We start from the raw sequence: 14,754 nt of genomic DNA on the forward strand, positions 1-14,754 counted from the left end.
TTAGCGGTTGTGGCCAGTCCCACCTCTCTGATGAAGCGGCTGCTCCTCGGTCGACCGTTCCGGTCCGACCGGTTGCAGCACACCCTGCTACCCAAACGAATAGCGCTGCCCGTCTTCGCCTCCGACGCGCTCTCCAGCGTGGCGTACGCGCCGGACGAGATCCTGCTGACCCTGTCGATCGCGGGCGCCTCGGCGTTCGTCTTCTCGCCATGGGTGGCGCTCGCCGTGGTTGTGGTGATGCTCACGGTGGTGGCCAGTTACCGACAGAACGTGCACGCCTACCCCTCCGGTGGCGGCGACTACGAGGTGGCGACGGTCAACCTGGGGCCGCGCTTCGGGCTGGGTGTGGCGAGCGCGCTGCTGGTCGACTACGTGCTGACCGTGGCGGTCTCGGTCTCCTCCGGGGTGGCGAACCTGGGCTCGGTGGTGCCCTTCGTGGCCGAGCACAAGGTCGGTGTCGCGGTGGCCGCGGTGGTGATCCTGACCGCGATCAACCTGCGCGGGCTGCGGGAGTCGGGGACGGCGTTCGCCATCCCGACCTACGGCTTCATGATCGTCATCATCGGTATGGTGCTCACCGGCCTGTTCCGGATCTTCGTACTCGGCGACGACCTACGCGCGCCCAGCGCCGACCTGCACATCCAGGCCGAGCACAGCGTGACCGGGTTCGCCCTGGTCTTCCTCCTGCTACGCACCTTCTCCTCCGGTGCGGCGGCGCTGACCGGCGTGGAGGCGATCTCCAACGGCGTACCGGCGTTCAAGCCCCCGAAGAGCAAGAACGCGGCGTCGACGCTGCTCCTGCTCGGGGTCGTCGCGATCACCATGCTGGTCGGCATCATCTGGCTGGCCCGCCTCACCCACCTGCAGTTCGTCGAGGACCCGGTCCGGCAGATCATCGGCGGCCCCGAGGGGTACGTGCAGAAGACCGTCACCACCCAGCTCGGCGAGACCGTCTTCGGCAACGGGTCGTTCCTGCTGTACGTGGTCGCCGGGGTGACCGCGCTGATCCTCTTCCTGGCCGCGAACACCGCCTTCAACGGGTTCCCGGTGCTCGGCTCGATCCTGGCCCAGGACCGCTACCTGCCCCGCCAGCTGCACACCCGGGGCGACCGCCTGGCCTTCTCCAACGGCATCGTCTTTCTCTCCATCGCCGCGATCGTGCTGATCGTGGGCTTCCAGGCTGAGATCACCCGACTGATCCAGCTCTACATCGTCGGTGTCTTCGTCTCCTTCACCCTGTCCCAGGCCGGCATGATCCGACACTGGAACCGGTTGTTGCGGGTGGAGCGGGACCCGGAGCGCCGTCGCAAGATGATCCGTTCCCGGGCGATCAACAGTTTCGGCATGGGTCTCACCGGCGTCGTGCTGGTGATCGTGCTGATCACCAAGTTCCTGCTCGGTGCCTGGATCGCGATTGCCGCGATGGGCGTGATCTACGCGCTCATGCTCGGCATCCGCAAGCACTACGACACCGTCTCGGCCGAGCTGACCCCGGCCGAGGGCCGGCCGATGCTGCCCGCCCGCAACCACGCCATCGTGCTGGTCAGCAAGGTGCACCAGCCGACCCTGCGGGCGATCGCGTACGCCCAGGCGACCCGGCCGGACACGCTGACCGCGGTCACGGTGAACGTCGACGAGAAGGACACCCGGGCGATCCAGGCCGAATGGGAACGGCGCGGGGTGCCGGTGCCGCTGACCGTGATCGACTCGCCGTACCGGGAGATCACCCGGCCGATCCTCGACTTCGTCGCCTCGGTGCGCCGCGACGCACCGCGCGACGTGGTCACCGTCTTCATTCCCGAGTACGTGGTCGGCCGATGGTGGGAGAACCTGTTGCACAACCAGAGCGCGTTGCGGCTCAAGGGACGGCTTCTGTACGAGCCGGGCGTGATGGTGACCAGCGTGCCCTGGCAGCTCGCCTCCTCGGCGAACAAGGACCTGGACCGGTACGACGCCACGCTCAGCCGCGGCCCGGCCCGTGGCCCGCGCGGGGCCAGCATGGGCGGCCTGCTCACCTCGCCCCGGCCACCCGAGGCCGTCCCGACCTCGCCTCGGCCAACTGAGGCCGGCCCCATCCCGAACGACCCCGAACCGAAGGCGGAGCAGCGATGAGCCGGATCGAAACGGGCCCCACGGGCCCGGAGCAGTCCCGCCCGATCCAGGAGTCACCGGCGGACGCTGAGCCGGCTTCGGCTTCGGCTTCGGGTTCGGCTTCGGCTTCGGCTCCCGTGCAGGAGCGGACCGGTCCGGGCGAGGCGGAGCGGGTCGAGTTGACCGTGGACGCGGTCGCGCCGGGCGGACACTGCGTGGCGCGGCTCGACGGGCAGATCGTCTTCGTCCGGCACGCGCTCCCCGGAGAACGGGTGATCGCCGAGATCACCGAGGTGAACCGGGGATTTCTCCGGGCCGACGCGGTGTCCGTGCTGGCGGCGGCACCACAGCGGGTCAGCCCGCCGTGCCCGTACGCCGGGCCGAATCGCTGCGGTGGCTGCGACCTGCAGCATGTCGCGCCCGAGGCCCAACTCGAGTGGAAGGCCGAGGTCGTACGCGAGCAGTTGCGTCGGCTCGGCCACCTCACCCAGGTCGAGGTCGACGCGTTGGGCCTACGGGTCGAGCCGCTGCCCGGCGGGACACTGGGCTGGCGCTCCCGGGTCCGGTACGCGGTTGACGCCGCGGGCCGGGCCGGTCTGCTCAAGCACCGCTCCCACGAGGTGGTGCCGGTGGACCGCTGCCTGATCGCCCATCCCGCGATCCAGACCCTGCCGGTGCTCTCCGGTGACGGGCAGCGGTGGTCGGCGGCGGAAGCGGTGGAGACGGTCGCCTCGACCGGCGGCGACGTGGCCGTGCAGACCGTCGTGAACGGCACGTCCTTCGCCGAACAGGGCCCTTCGACCGTTCGTGAGCTGGCCGTCGGCCGGGAGTGGCAACTGCCGGTGGACGCGTTCTGGCAGGTCCACCCGGCCGCCGCGGACACCCTGGTCGGCGCGGTGCTGGAACTGCTCGCACCGACCGCCGGGGAACGCGCCTGGGATCTCTACGGCGGGGCGGGGCTCTTCGCCGCCGCGCTCGCCGACCGGGTCGGGCCCTCCGGGCGGGTGACCATGGTCGAGGCTTCGCAGTCCGGGGTCGCGGCGGCCCGGGAGAACCTGACCGACCTGACGCAGGTCGAGGTCGTGTCGGCGAAGGTGGAGGTCGCGCTGGCCCGACGCCGGATCACCGGCCCGGTCGACCTGGTGGTGCTGGATCCGCCGCGTACCGGCGCCGGTGCCGAGGTGGTTCGGGCGCTGACCGGTACCGGGGCACGCGCGGTGGCGTACGTGGCCTGCGACCCGGCGGCGTTCGCCCGGGACGTACGGATCTTCGCCGAGGCCGGTTGGCGCCTGGTCGAACTGCGCGGGTACGACCTCTTCCCGATGACCCAGCACGTGGAGTGCGTCGGGCTGTTCACCCCGGCCTAGTCACCGTCGGTGCTGGCCTCAGCGGGGGGCCTCAGCGGGGGAGTGGGGCCTCAGCGGGGGAGCAGACCGTGCACGAGGGCCGTCGGGGCACTGCCCGCCCGGCGGGCGGCCCGGCGCTCGGATCGGGCCTGGGCCCGGTCCCGGAGCCGGATCCAGGCGATGATCAGTAGGAGCAACGGCAGGAGCGGCAGGCCGATCAGGGCGATCACCAGCAGCGCGAGTAGTTGACCGGTGGCGTAGCGGCCGGAGTGCCGGTTCCGCGGGACGTCCTGACCCGGCCAGTGCGGGGGACGGGGACGAGGCGACATCTGCTGCACCTCTGGAAGAGGAGGGTGTTACCGCCATGTTAACGTCGCTTCGGCCCAGGGTGCCCGCATCGTTACTGCTCGGAGTGGTTGACGATCCGTCAGAACCGGTTACCTGATCGGCGTACCGACCGACCCGGACGGTAGCCGGACCGGCGTCGGTCGAATTACGGGCATGATCTCGGCCCGGGCTGCGAGCGCCGCCGGGGCCGATAGACTCTCCGGTCATGAGAGTTGAAGAGGGTGCGGCCAACCCCGGCCGGCTGCTGGCAGGCGTCCGCGGCCCCCAGGACGTGAAGCGGATGTCGGCCGAGGAACTCGACCTGCTCGCCGCCGAGATCCGCGACTTCCTGGTGGCGAAGGTCTCCCGTACCGGCGGACACCTCGGACCCAACCTCGGCGTCGTCGAGTTGACCCTCGCCATGCACCGGGTCTTCGACTCGCCCCGGGACCGTCTCCTGTTCGACACCGGACACCAGGCGTACGTGCACAAGATGCTGACCGGGCGGCAGGACGGCTTCGACAACCTCCGCCAGCGCGGCGGGCTCTCCGGCTACCCGAGCCAGGCCGAGAGCGAGCACGACCTGATCGAGAACTCGCACGCCTCGACCGCGCTCTCCTACGCCGACGGCCTGGCCAAGGCGTACGCCCTGCGCGGCGAGCGGCGTGACGTGGTCGCCGTGGTCGGCGACGGCGCGCTCACCGGTGGCATGTGCTGGGAGGCGCTGAACAACATCGCGGCCGCGCGCAACCCGCTGGTCATCGTGGTCAACGACAACGGCCGGTCGTACGCGCCGACCATCGGCGGCCTGGCCGACCACCTCTCCACCCTGCGTCTCAATCCCGGTTACGAGCGGGTGCTCGACGTGGTCAAGGACGCGCTCGGCTCGACGCCGCTGGTCGGCCGCCCGATGTACGAGGTGCTGCACGCGGTCAAGAAGGGCATCAAGGACGCGGTCGCGCCGCAGGCGATGTTCGAGGACCTCGGCATCAAGTACGTCGGACCGGTGGACGGACACGACGTGGCCGCGGTCGAGTCGGCCCTGCGCCGGGCCAAGGGCTTCGGCGGCCCGGTGATCGTGCACGCGGTGACCCGCAAGGGTTACGGCTACCGGCCGGCCGAAGAGGACGAGGCGGACTGCTTCCACAGCCCCAGCGCCTTCGACGTGGCCAACGGCAAGCTGCTCGCCGCGCCGTCGGTGAAGTGGACCCAGGTCTTCTCCGACGAACTGGTGGCGGTCGCCGACGAGCGACCCGACGTCGTCGGCATCACCGCCGCGATGGCCGAGCCGACCGGCATCGCCGCGCTCGCCCGCAAGTACCCCGAGCGGGTCTACGACGTCGGCATCGCCGAGCAGCACGCGGCCACCTCGGCGGCCGGCCTCGCGCTCGGTGGCCTGCACCCGGTCGTCGCGGTCTACGCCACCTTCCTCAACCGCGCCTTCGACCAGGTCCTGCTCGACGTGGCGATGCACAAGCTGCCGGTCACCTTCGTGCTGGACCGGGCCGGCATCACCGGCCCGGACGGGCCGAGCCACTACGGCATCTGGGACATGTCCGTCTTCGGGGTGGTGCCCGGACTCCGGATCGCCGCGCCCCGGGACGCCGCCACGCTCCGCGCCGAGCTGCGCGAAGCGGTCGCGGTCGACGACGGCCCCACCATCCTGCGCTTCCCGACCGGTTCGGTCGCCAAGGACCTGCCGGCCGTCCGTCGGGTCGGGAAGGTCGACGTACTCGCCGAGTCCAGCCGTACCGACGTGCTGCTGGTCGCCGTCGGCGCGTTCGGCCAGCTCGGGGTCGAGGTGGCGGCCCGGGTGGCCGAGCAGGGTTACGGCGTCACCGTGGTAGACCCGCGGTGGGTCCGCCCCATCCCCGAGGAGCTCGTCACCCTCGCCGCTTCGCACCGGCTGGTGGTGACCGTCGAGGACGGCGTACGCGCCGGTGGGGTTGGCGACGCGCTGGCCAAGGCGATGCGCGACGCCGACCTGATGGTGCCGCTGCGGGACCTCGGCGTGCCGCCGGTCTGGCAGCCGCACGGCACCCGGGCACAGATCCTCGCCGACCTCGGGCTGACCGCCCAGGACGTGGCCCGCGACGTCACCGGCTGGGTCTCCCGCCTCGACGCCCCGATCGAACCGGTACGGATCTCGGCGGCTGCCGGTGAGCGCCCGGGCACCGGGGAACGGGCCAAGGGCCGCAACGGGCGGGCCTGACCCGCGATCACCTCCACCGCCAGCGTCGCCTGACCCGGTCACCGGGGCGGCGGCGCTGGCGGTGCCGTTTCCCGGCGCTGTTCGCCGCCGCGTTCCGGCCCGCCCGGTCGACCACTGCCGCCCGGCAGGTCACCGCTGGCCGGAGCGGCGGCGAGTGAGACTACTGGCCGCCCATCTGCCGCTGATACGACTTGTCAGCGGTGTTGAGCGTGAACGTCTGCCGGACTGCCGGTTCCTCGACCACGGCCAGGCCCGGCCGGTTCACCAGTGCGTTGGCGCCGGGCGGCAGGGTCAGGTTGGTCTCCGAATTCGCCCGCCAGACCAGCACCACCAGCTTCCGGCCGGGCGTCGGCAGCTCGTACGCCTGGAGCGGGTTCACCCGGTCCGCCTCGGAGACCACTGCCGCGCCCTCGGCCGGGCGCAACACGACCGCGTTCCAGGTGCCCGCGTCGGTGTGCCAGGAGAGCTGCTCGAGCCGGCCGGGCTTCTCCGTACCCAGATCGACCTGCCCCAGCGGTCGGGCGGCCACCCGGTCCGCCGGCCAGGAGGTCGGCACCGAGCCGAGGTGATCCCGGTCGTGGATACGGCGCGGGACGCTACCGAACGGGCCCGTGGCGGCGGCGAGCACGCAGGTGTCCAACCCGTCCAGGGCACTCGCCCCGGAGCCGGAGTCGTCCACCACCAGCGGATACCGGGGGCCGGCGATCCCGGTGCCGAGGTCGATGAGCCGGTCGTTCGCCTTGCCCTGGGGCAGTGACTCCGTGGTGCGCAGCCGGGCCGTGATCGCCACGGCCCCGCACCTCGGTACGTTCACCGGGTCGGTCACCCCGTCGGTCACGGTCAGCGGCTTGCCGTCCGGCCCGAGCAGCCGTTCCACCCGGGCGGAGGTCAGGTAGCGCCGACCCTGCGGCACGTTGAACGGCAGCACGTCGGAGTAGATCAGGTAACCCGGGTCGGAGTAGTCGACCGCGCTGGTGACCTCGAACTCGGCACCCCGACCGGAGAGCTGAAGCAGCCAGGACGCCGAGTCGCCGGGTACGTCCGCGGCGACCAGGGCGACCGGCCCGCCGTCGAGCTGTCCGAGCCAGAGGATGCCGGACGAGGAGAGGTGCACCCGGTCGTCCACCGGGGAACGCCAGTGGGCCACCGCCCGGGTGACCGCGGCCGTCGCCTGTGGATCGGCGGCGAGTGCGCCCCGCGCCGGCCAGACCTCCAGCGAACCGTCCCGTGAGTCGGCACCGACCCGCAACGGCGCCGAAGGCTCCGTCGTGCTCGGACCACACCCGGAGACAAGCAACGCCAGCGCCAGTGCCGTACCCAGCACACCGCCACGACGGACCGAAACCACCTGTAAGCCCCCGATCCCGTCGGCGTGCTGCGGAAGCCACATCTTACGAGATCTCGGACGGGCCCCGGGCCACACCTCGCAAAGCCGTCCCAGCTTTTGCCGGACACCACGCGTTACCGGTTATATCGTGGCGCAATCCCGTATGTGCCGTCCGATACGTCCCTGACGCTCCGGTAGACTCCGCCGACTGTGACGCTTGCCGAGCCCCGTCTCGAAACGACACCGGATCCGGATACAGCCGGGTCCGGCGGGCATGCTGCCATTGATCCGGCGGCAAAGAAGGGCCCGGTTTCCGTCGATGCGGACGGTGCGGCCGGTTCGACGACCACACCCCCGGCCGCCGGCTCGGACCGAGGCACCGCCGACCGTGGCACGCGGCTGCGCCGCTGGCCCACGCGCCGACGTGACCTGCTGGTCTTCGGCGCTTTTCTGCTTGCCGCGTTCTGGGTGACGAGTCAGATCTGGCTCGACCCGGCCGGACGGGTGGCGTCGCTCTACAGCAGTGACCCGGCCCAGGTGCAGTACTTTCTCGCCCACTCGGTACGCGTGGTGTTGCACGGCGAATACCCTTTCTTCACCGACCGGTTGAACTATCCTGACGGGGTCAACCTGATGGCGAACACCGCCATCCTGGGACTGGGCATCCCGATGATCCCGGTGACACTGCTGTTCGGCCCGGCGGTGTCCTTCGTGGTCCTGGTGACGCTCGGACTCGCCGGCACCGCGTCGGCCTGGTATTTCGTGCTCTCCCGCCACGTGGTCCGGACCCCGATCGCGGCGATTGTCGGCGGCTGGTTCATCGGGTTCTCACCGGCGTTGCTGTCACACGCCAGCTGGCACCCGAACATCATCTCCCAGTTCCTGCTCCCGTTCATCGTCTGGCGGGTCATCCTGCTGACCCGCTCCACCCGGGTGGTCCGCGACGGTGTGGTGCTCGCCCTGCTGGTCAGCTACCAGGCGTTCATCAACGAGGAGATCCTGCTCTTCACCGCCCTGGCCTGCGGTGTCTTCCTGCTCGCCGTAGTGGCCCAGCAACCCGGACGGTGGCGCGCGGCGTGGCGCCCGCTCGCCGGCGGTCTGGCGGTCTGCGCCGTCATCGCCGTCGCCCTGCTCGCCTACCCGCTCTACGTCCAGTTCGCCGGGCGGCAGGCGTACCACGGCCTGAGCGACGCGGTCCGCGACTACGGCAACGACCTGGCCGCGTTCATCAGCCCCGGGTCGCCGACGCTCGGCGGCAACGAGCGGGCCAACGCCAACCTGGCCCCCAACTACTCCGAGGAGAACGCCTTCTTCGGCTGGGGCCTGGCGCTGCTCACCATCGCCATCGTGATCTGGCTGCGGCGCGAGGTGATCGTACGGGCGCTCGCCTTCACCGGCCTTTTCTTCGCCATCCTGTCCCTCGGCGAGCGGGTCTCCTACTGGAACCGGGAACTGTTCTGGGGGCCGTGGGAGTGGCTGGTCAAGCTGCCGCTGCTGGACGCGGTGGTGCCGACCCGGTTCGGTCTGATCACCACGGTCGTGATCGGCGTGCTGCTCGCCATGGCCGTCGACCGGGCCTGGTCGATGGAGAGCGTCGACCGCCGCACCCGCCGGACCGCCGTGATCACCGCACTGGCCGTCGTGCTGATCCCGCTCGTGCCGCTGCCGCTCAAGGTCGGGTCCCGGCCCCCGGTGCCCGACTTCATCTCGTCCGGGCACTGGCGGCCGTACGTCGGCCCGAACCAGTCCCTGGTGCCGGTGCCGGTGCCGGCGATGGGACACACCAACGGCATGCGCTGGGCCGCCTCGACCAACCTCGACTTCAAGATCCCCGGGGGTTACTTCCTCGCCCCGCGCAACGGCAACACCGGCGACCCGGGTCGATTCGGTGGCCGTCCGAGCGGCATCAGTGAGCTGCTGGACCAGGTCTCGACCACCGGCCGGGTGCTCACCCTCACCGACCGCGAGCGCCGTCGCTCCATGGACGAACTGCGCCACTGGCGGACCGCGATCCTGGTGCTCCCGGTGGAGGAGCGCAACGCCGAGCCACTGCGCCGGACCGTGGAACAGGTCGTCGGCCCCGGGCGGCGGGTGGACGACGTCTGGCTCTGGGACATCCGCAGCCTGACCGGCCCGAGCAGCTGATGGGGCGGACCGAGACCGGATGGCCCGGCGAGCGAACACCGGTCCCGGTCGGATGAACACGACCCCGGGAGCGGAATCCGATCAGACCACGGTCACCACCGTGGTCACGGACACCCCTCCCGGCGCGTCGACCGACAACGCCGCCACAACGGCGGCGGTACGGTTCCGGCGTACCGTCGACCGCCTGGTCGCCGGGGTGCGATACCGGCGGTGGCCGACCGACCTGGCGGTGTTCGCCAGCTACCTGGTGGCGGCCGGGTACGTCACCAGCCGACTCTGGCTGCACCCGGACCACACGACCCGCGCGGGCAACGACCAGATGCTGTTCGAGTGGATGCTGGCCCGCGCCGCGCACGCGGTGACCCAACTGGAGAACCCGCTCTACAGCACCGCACTCAACGCCCCCGACGGGGTCAACCTGATGGCCAACACGTCGGTGCTCGGTCTGGGCCTGCCGCTGGCCCCGGTGACCCTGCTCTTCGGCTCGCACACCACATTCCTGGTGGCCATCGTCGGCTCGCTCGCCGGCACCGCGACCGCCTGGTACCTGCTGTTCTCCCGCCGGCTGGTCGAGTCCCGGGTCGCCGCCTGGGTCGGCGGGCTGCTCTGCGGCTTCGCCCCGGGCATGGTCTCCCAGGCGACCGGCCACCTGCACATGATCTCGCAGTTCGTGGTGCCGGCGATCCTCGCCGTGGTGTTCGCCCCGGCGACCGACCGGGTGCTCCGGCGTGGGCTGCTGCTCGGGCTGCTCGTCACCTACCAGGTCTTCCTGGGCGAGGAGGTGCTGGCCTTCCTGGTGCTGGCCTGCGGCCTGTTCACCGTCTGCTACGCGGCGGCGAGCCCGGGGACCGTACGCCGGCTCGGAGGAGCCTTCCTCGGCCGGCTCGGGATCGGTGCGTTGGTCGCGGCGGCACTGCTGGCGTACCCGCTCTGGTTCCAGTTCTTCGGCCCGGGCCACTACCGGGGCCTGCCGTTCGAACCCGGGGCGTACGCGCTGGACCTCGGCTCGTTCACCGCGTCCGCCCGCCAGTCGCTGACCGGCCACGACTCGGTACCAGGGGTGCTGTCACCGAACCCGACCGAGGAGAACTCCTTCTTCGGGCTGCCGCTGCTCGTACTCGGCGCGGTCGTGGTGGTCTGGCAGTGGCGGCGTCCGCTGGTCAAGGCACTGGCCGTCGGGGTGGTCGCGTTCGCCGCCCTCTCGCTCGGCAACAACATCCGGCTGGACGGCGAGCCGACCGGGCTGCCGGGTCCGTACCGGCTCTTCGCCGACCTGCCGCTTATCGACCTGGCGGTGCCGGCCCGGTTCCCGCTGGTCTGCCTCCCCATGCTGGCCACCCTGCTCGCCCTCGCCACCGACCAGGTGTTCCGACGCGGGCCGGTGCCGGTTGCGACCCGGTCGACGCAGGAGAGCCCCGTCCTACCGGTCCGGTTGCTCTGGGGCGGGGCGCTGGTCGCCGTGCTGTTGCCGGTGGCACCGCTGCCGATCCGGACCGTGCCGGCCTGGCCGGTGCCGGAGTTCGTCGCCAGCGGCGAGTGGCGCGCCTACGTCCCGCCGGGCCGCACCCTCGTGCCGGTGCCGCCGACCCGGGGCGGTGAGGCGATCGCCGGTATGTACTGGTCGGCCCGGACCGGGCTGGCCTTCACCGCCCCCGGTGGTTACTTCATCGGCCCGATCAGCTCCGCCGACCGGCAGGCCCGCTGGGGGACGCCGGACCGCCCGACGTCGGTGCTGCTCGACGCGGTCGCACGTACCGGGCAGGTGCCGGTGATCGGCGACGAGCAGCGGCGCCAGGCGGTCGAGGACCTGCGGCACTGGCGCGCCGCGATCGTCGTACAGGGCGGGCTGCACCGGGGTAACCCGGTCAAGGAGACGGTCGACCTGCTGCTCGGTCCCGGGCGGATGATCTCCGGAGCCTGGGTCTGGGACGTCCGGGTCCAGGTCGGTTAGGAGCCTGCCCGCCCCCGACGTGCCCGGTGGCGCAGTTCGGCGGCGGCGATCCGGGCCAGGTTGCCGGGTCCGACCAGGCGCAGCAGGTTGCCCGGGGCGCGGAACTGATCCATCGGTAGCACCCCGGCGAAGACGCTGAGGAGTTGGGCGATCCCGGCTGATCGACCCTGGAGCGCCGCGAAGAGGCGGCGCTCCGCCGGGCCCGGCGGGCGGAAGGAGGCGAGATCGAGGGTGAGGTCGTACATCGGTGTGGCCATGGTGTCCCGGCGGGCGTGGTACCCGGCCAGCCGGGCATCGATCCGGCCACCCTCGTCCAGGCCGGCCACGATCGCCTCGACCAGGAGTTCGACGTCCCGGAACGCGTTGCCGATGCCCTGCCCGGTGATCGGGTCCAGCACCAGTCCCGCGTCGCCGACCAGGGCCCAGCCCGGACCGTGCGGCACCCGGATCCGGTTTGGTACGTCCGGAGTGCTCCGGAACCGCTCGGCCTGCTCGCCGCCGCGTACGCGGGCGCCGAGGTCTCCGCACCCGTCGAGCGCCGCGAGGTACCGCCCCGGTACGTCGGCGCGGAACGCGGGGAAGTCGGCGGCCGGCCCGGCGACGTACACCATGGTCAGATCGTCGTTGGTGGGGAACGCCGCGACGGTCCGGTCCGGTCGCTGGTAGAGCTCCCCGACCGGCAGGGGCACCCCGGACCAGTACGTGTAACACGCGAACGTCGATGCCGGGTGGCTCCGTTGAGTGGGGGCGGCGACCGCCTCGGCGACCAACGAGCGCTTGCCGTCGGCGCCCACCACGAGCGATGCCGTCTCGGTCACCTGTGCGCCGCCGTGTTCGCGACCGCGGATCCCCACCACCCGGTCCCGTTCCCAGACCAGTTCGTCGACGGTGAAGCCCTCGCGCACCTCGGCGCCCGCCTCCCGGGCGGCGTCGACCAGGGTCGCGTCGAGCAGGACACGGCGTGGGCTGTAGAGGGCGTCTGCCCCGTCGTACGGCGGGTATCGCCCGGCGAGCACCACCTCCCCGGGGTCCAGCCTGATTTCCCGGGTGGCCGGTGTGCCGGCAGCCCGCAGACGGTCGAGCAGTCCCCAGCGTCGCAGCCGGGCGATTCCGGGAAGCTGTACCTGGTGTGAGGAGAGGGTGTCGCTCGGGAACCGGGAGCGGTCCAGCGCCAGCACACGTAGACCCTGGCGAGCCAGGAGCAGCGTCGTCGCGCTGCCCGCCACCCGGCTGCCGACAATGATCACGTCGTAGCCCGGTGTCGCCAGCGCCGCCACCTCCCTGGGGAATCGGCCGGCGTGGCTGCCGGCTGAGCGGTGCCCGGGGTCGACGATCGCTCGGCCGCCCGGCGTTGGTCACAGTAGAGCCGGCTGTCAGATCGACTGTCAACAATCGCCCGGGTGGTTTCCGCAGGTGCCGGCGCTCGCCGTGGCGGCGTAAGGAAGGGGCCCTTGTTAACGCTATGCGTTAACAAGGGCCCCTTCCTTACGCGTCAGCCGATGAGGGTGCGTACGTCCCAGAGCCACACGTCGTCGACCCGCTGCGCCGGTCCGAGCAGTGCGGTCATCAGGGCGCGCAGTTCCCCCTCGTGCGGGTGGTCACCGAGCACCACCACCGAGGCGCGCCAGAACCGCAGGTCCTCGATCGCCTGTGCCCGTACCTCCGGGGTGATGTCCGGGACCTTGCCGGTGTCGATCGTGACGTACATCAGCATCGCGGTCGGTCGGGTCACGGAACCGAAGACGCCGAGGCCCTCCGAACTGGGGCCGATGAAGTAGCCGCCGGGCACCGGGAACTCGTGTCCGGTCAGCGCGCTCCAGCGCAGCGTCGACAGGCCGTGCACGTTGCTCGGCACCGGCACCGGCACCAGGGTGCGACCCGAGGGCACGTACGGGCGCCACTCGTCGCTGGTGATGAACCGCGGCGGCGAGTCGACGTGCATCGCCGGCAGCGGCTTCGGCACCAGCGGCAGCAGCGCGAGCGCGATCGCCGCGTACGCCAGGACCTTGACCCTGCGCCCGGTCGGCCCGGTGCCGGCAGGGGTGGACGCGACGGTGTCCCAGGCGAGCGCGAGCAGCACTCCGATCACGGCTGCGACGACCAGGCTGAGCCGGGTCGGCATCATCATCTCGACCAGCGGCAGGTCGTCCGGGATGAAGCTCCACGGGCCGCGGACCTCGGTCACCGTGCCACCCAGCCGGACGAAGGGTCCGATCGAGGCGATGCCGAAGACGAGGGCCAGGACGGCGGCCGTACGGGCGGCCAGCGAGATCCGCCAGAGCAGCACGATCACCAGTAGGGCGAGTCCGACCAGCGGCCAGCCGAACCAGGTGTTCTGCTCGGTCAGGCCGATCGTGTGCTCCACCGACTCGGAACCGGCGATGGTGTCCCGGGAGTAGGTGACGAACGCCGCCAGGTCCTCACCCCAGCTGTGGAACACGCCGCCCTGTAGTCCCCGGTACGACTGCGGACCGTTGAACTGGTACCAGATCGGGTAGCCGGCGAGCAGCAGGGCCAGTGCCCCGCCGACGCCGATCGAGAGCAGGAACGGCACCGTCTGGGCCCGTACCGCCGACCACCGCTGGACCGCGTACGCGGCCACGATCACCAGGCAGGCGAGCGCGGTCAGGAGCAGCATCTCCTCGTTGATGAAGATCTGGTACGTGACCAGCAGACCCAGCACGATCCCGTTGCGCAGCCAGCGTCCCGGTTCGCCCAGGCGGAGCACCCGGACCACGATCACCGGGAGCAGGAAGTTGCTGACGAAGTTGGGCTGGCCGTTGGCGTGGTGCACGATCCCCGGCGCGAAGCCGAGGAACGCCCCGCCGACGAAGGCCGCCCCGCGCGAGTGGACCAGGTGCCGGGAGAGCATCCAGTACGAGGTGGCCGCGGTCGCCGCGAGCGCCCCGCCAAGGTAGATCGCGTACGTGACCTGTGGTCCGAAGAGCAGGGTGAGTGGGGCCAGCGGGAGGCTGATGCCGAGCACCGAGGTGTTCGCCATCATGTTCACGCCGTCCGGGGCGTTCTGCCGGGCGGAGAAGAGCGGGTTCTCCCAGTGCCGGACGGAGTAGGCGCCGTGCGACAGCAGCCACTCGAACCAACTGTGGTCGGTGGGTAGGTGTGACGAGACCCGGTGCTGGATGTCGACCCAGTAGTTAGCGCAGACCACGATGCCGAGCAGGACGTACGCTGCGATGGCCAGCAGGTCGGCGCGGGCCGGTTTCCGGTACCGTCGGCGTGCTCGGGCCTGGTCGGTTTCCACCGACGACGTGGGCGCGGGCTCCGGGCCGGAACCGGCTTCTGCGTCCGAATTGTTATTTACTACCGGGATTGCCACGACGCGACATCGTACAGG

At 71.2% G+C, this 14,754-nt stretch carries 9 protein-coding genes; 5 read left to right on the forward strand and 4 right to left on the reverse strand.

Annotated elements, in window-relative coordinates; translation table 11 throughout:
• The first annotated feature begins 9 nt into the window (after window positions 1–9).
• Both BDK92_RS26460 and BDK92_RS26465 read left to right on the forward strand, forming a co-directional pair.
• Window positions 10–2,112 (forward strand): APC family permease, encoded by a 2,103-nt coding sequence (locus tag BDK92_RS26460; RefSeq protein WP_211349374.1) that lies wholly within the window; start codon window positions 10–12, stop codon window positions 2,110–2,112.
• 116 nt (window positions 2,113–2,228) lie between these two features.
• Window positions 2,229–3,458: a class I SAM-dependent RNA methyltransferase gene (locus tag BDK92_RS26465; protein ID WP_246017253.1), complete on the forward strand. Its 1,230-nt coding sequence runs from the start codon at window positions 2,229–2,231 to the stop codon at window positions 3,456–3,458.
• A gap of 50 nt (window positions 3,459–3,508) precedes the next feature.
• Here the strand turns inward: BDK92_RS26465 and BDK92_RS26470 are convergent, their stop codons facing one another.
• A complete protein-coding gene (locus BDK92_RS26470) occupies window positions 3,509–3,766 on the reverse strand; it encodes a hypothetical protein (RefSeq protein WP_147457118.1) in 258 nt (85 codons plus the stop codon).
• Window positions 3,767–3,990: 224 nt separating this feature from the next.
• On the opposite strand from BDK92_RS26470, the gene dxs reads away from it, so the two are divergent.
• Window positions 3,991–5,976: a 1-deoxy-D-xylulose-5-phosphate synthase gene (dxs, locus tag BDK92_RS26475; RefSeq protein ID WP_121159136.1), complete on the forward strand. Its 1,986-nt coding sequence runs from the start codon at window positions 3,991–3,993 to the stop codon at window positions 5,974–5,976.
• A gap of 160 nt (window positions 5,977–6,136) precedes the next feature.
• Here the strand turns inward: dxs and BDK92_RS26480 are convergent, their stop codons facing one another.
• Complete coding sequence (locus BDK92_RS26480) at window positions 6,137–7,324, reverse strand: hypothetical protein (RefSeq protein WP_121162602.1); 1,188 nt, start codon at window positions 7,322–7,324, stop codon at window positions 6,137–6,139.
• A 261-nt stretch (window positions 7,325–7,585) separates the two neighbouring features.
• Here BDK92_RS26480 and BDK92_RS26485 point away from each other — a divergent pair, with 261 nt between their 5' ends.
• Window positions 7,586–9,448 carry a DUF6311 domain-containing protein gene (locus tag BDK92_RS26485; RefSeq protein WP_425462319.1) on the forward strand — a complete coding sequence of 621 codons (1,863 nt, stop codon included), beginning with the start codon at window positions 7,586–7,588 and terminating at the stop codon, window positions 9,446–9,448.
• 52 nt (window positions 9,449–9,500) lie between these two features.
• A complete protein-coding gene (locus BDK92_RS26490; protein WP_246017254.1) occupies window positions 9,501–11,399 on the forward strand; it encodes a DUF6311 domain-containing protein in 1,899 nt (632 codons plus the stop codon).
• On the opposite strand, the gene BDK92_RS26495 is transcribed toward BDK92_RS26490, so the two are convergent.
• Both BDK92_RS26495 and BDK92_RS26500 read right to left on the reverse strand, forming a co-directional pair.
• Complete coding sequence (locus tag BDK92_RS26495) at window positions 11,396–12,676, reverse strand: NAD(P)/FAD-dependent oxidoreductase (RefSeq protein ID WP_170208686.1); 1,281 nt, start codon at window positions 12,674–12,676, stop codon at window positions 11,396–11,398. The two genes, BDK92_RS26490 and BDK92_RS26495, sit on opposite strands and share 4 nt — an antisense overlap.
• Window positions 12,677–12,891: 215 nt before the next feature.
• Complete coding sequence (locus BDK92_RS26500) at window positions 12,892–14,736, reverse strand: hypothetical protein (protein WP_425462263.1); 1,845 nt, start codon at window positions 14,734–14,736, stop codon at window positions 12,892–12,894.
• Window positions 14,737–14,754: the final 18 nt, after the last annotated feature.

It is taken from the genome of Micromonospora pisi (genome assembly GCF_003633685.1).
GTDB lineage: Bacteria > Actinomycetota > Actinomycetes > Mycobacteriales > Micromonosporaceae > Micromonospora_G > Micromonospora_G pisi.

Excerpts from the sequence above, each read along its gene's own strand:
- BDK92_RS26470 (WP_147457118.1), bottom strand. The coding sequence starts at position 3,766 with ATGTCGCCTCGTCCCCGTCCCCCGCACTGGCCGGGTCAGGACGTCCCG.
- dxs (WP_121159136.1), top strand. The coding sequence starts at position 3,991 with ATGAGAGTTGAAGAGGGTGCGGCCAACCCCGGCCGGCTGCTGGCAGGC.
- BDK92_RS26490 (WP_246017254.1), top strand. The coding sequence starts at position 9,501 with ATGAACACGACCCCGGGAGCGGAATCCGATCAGACCACGGTCACCACC.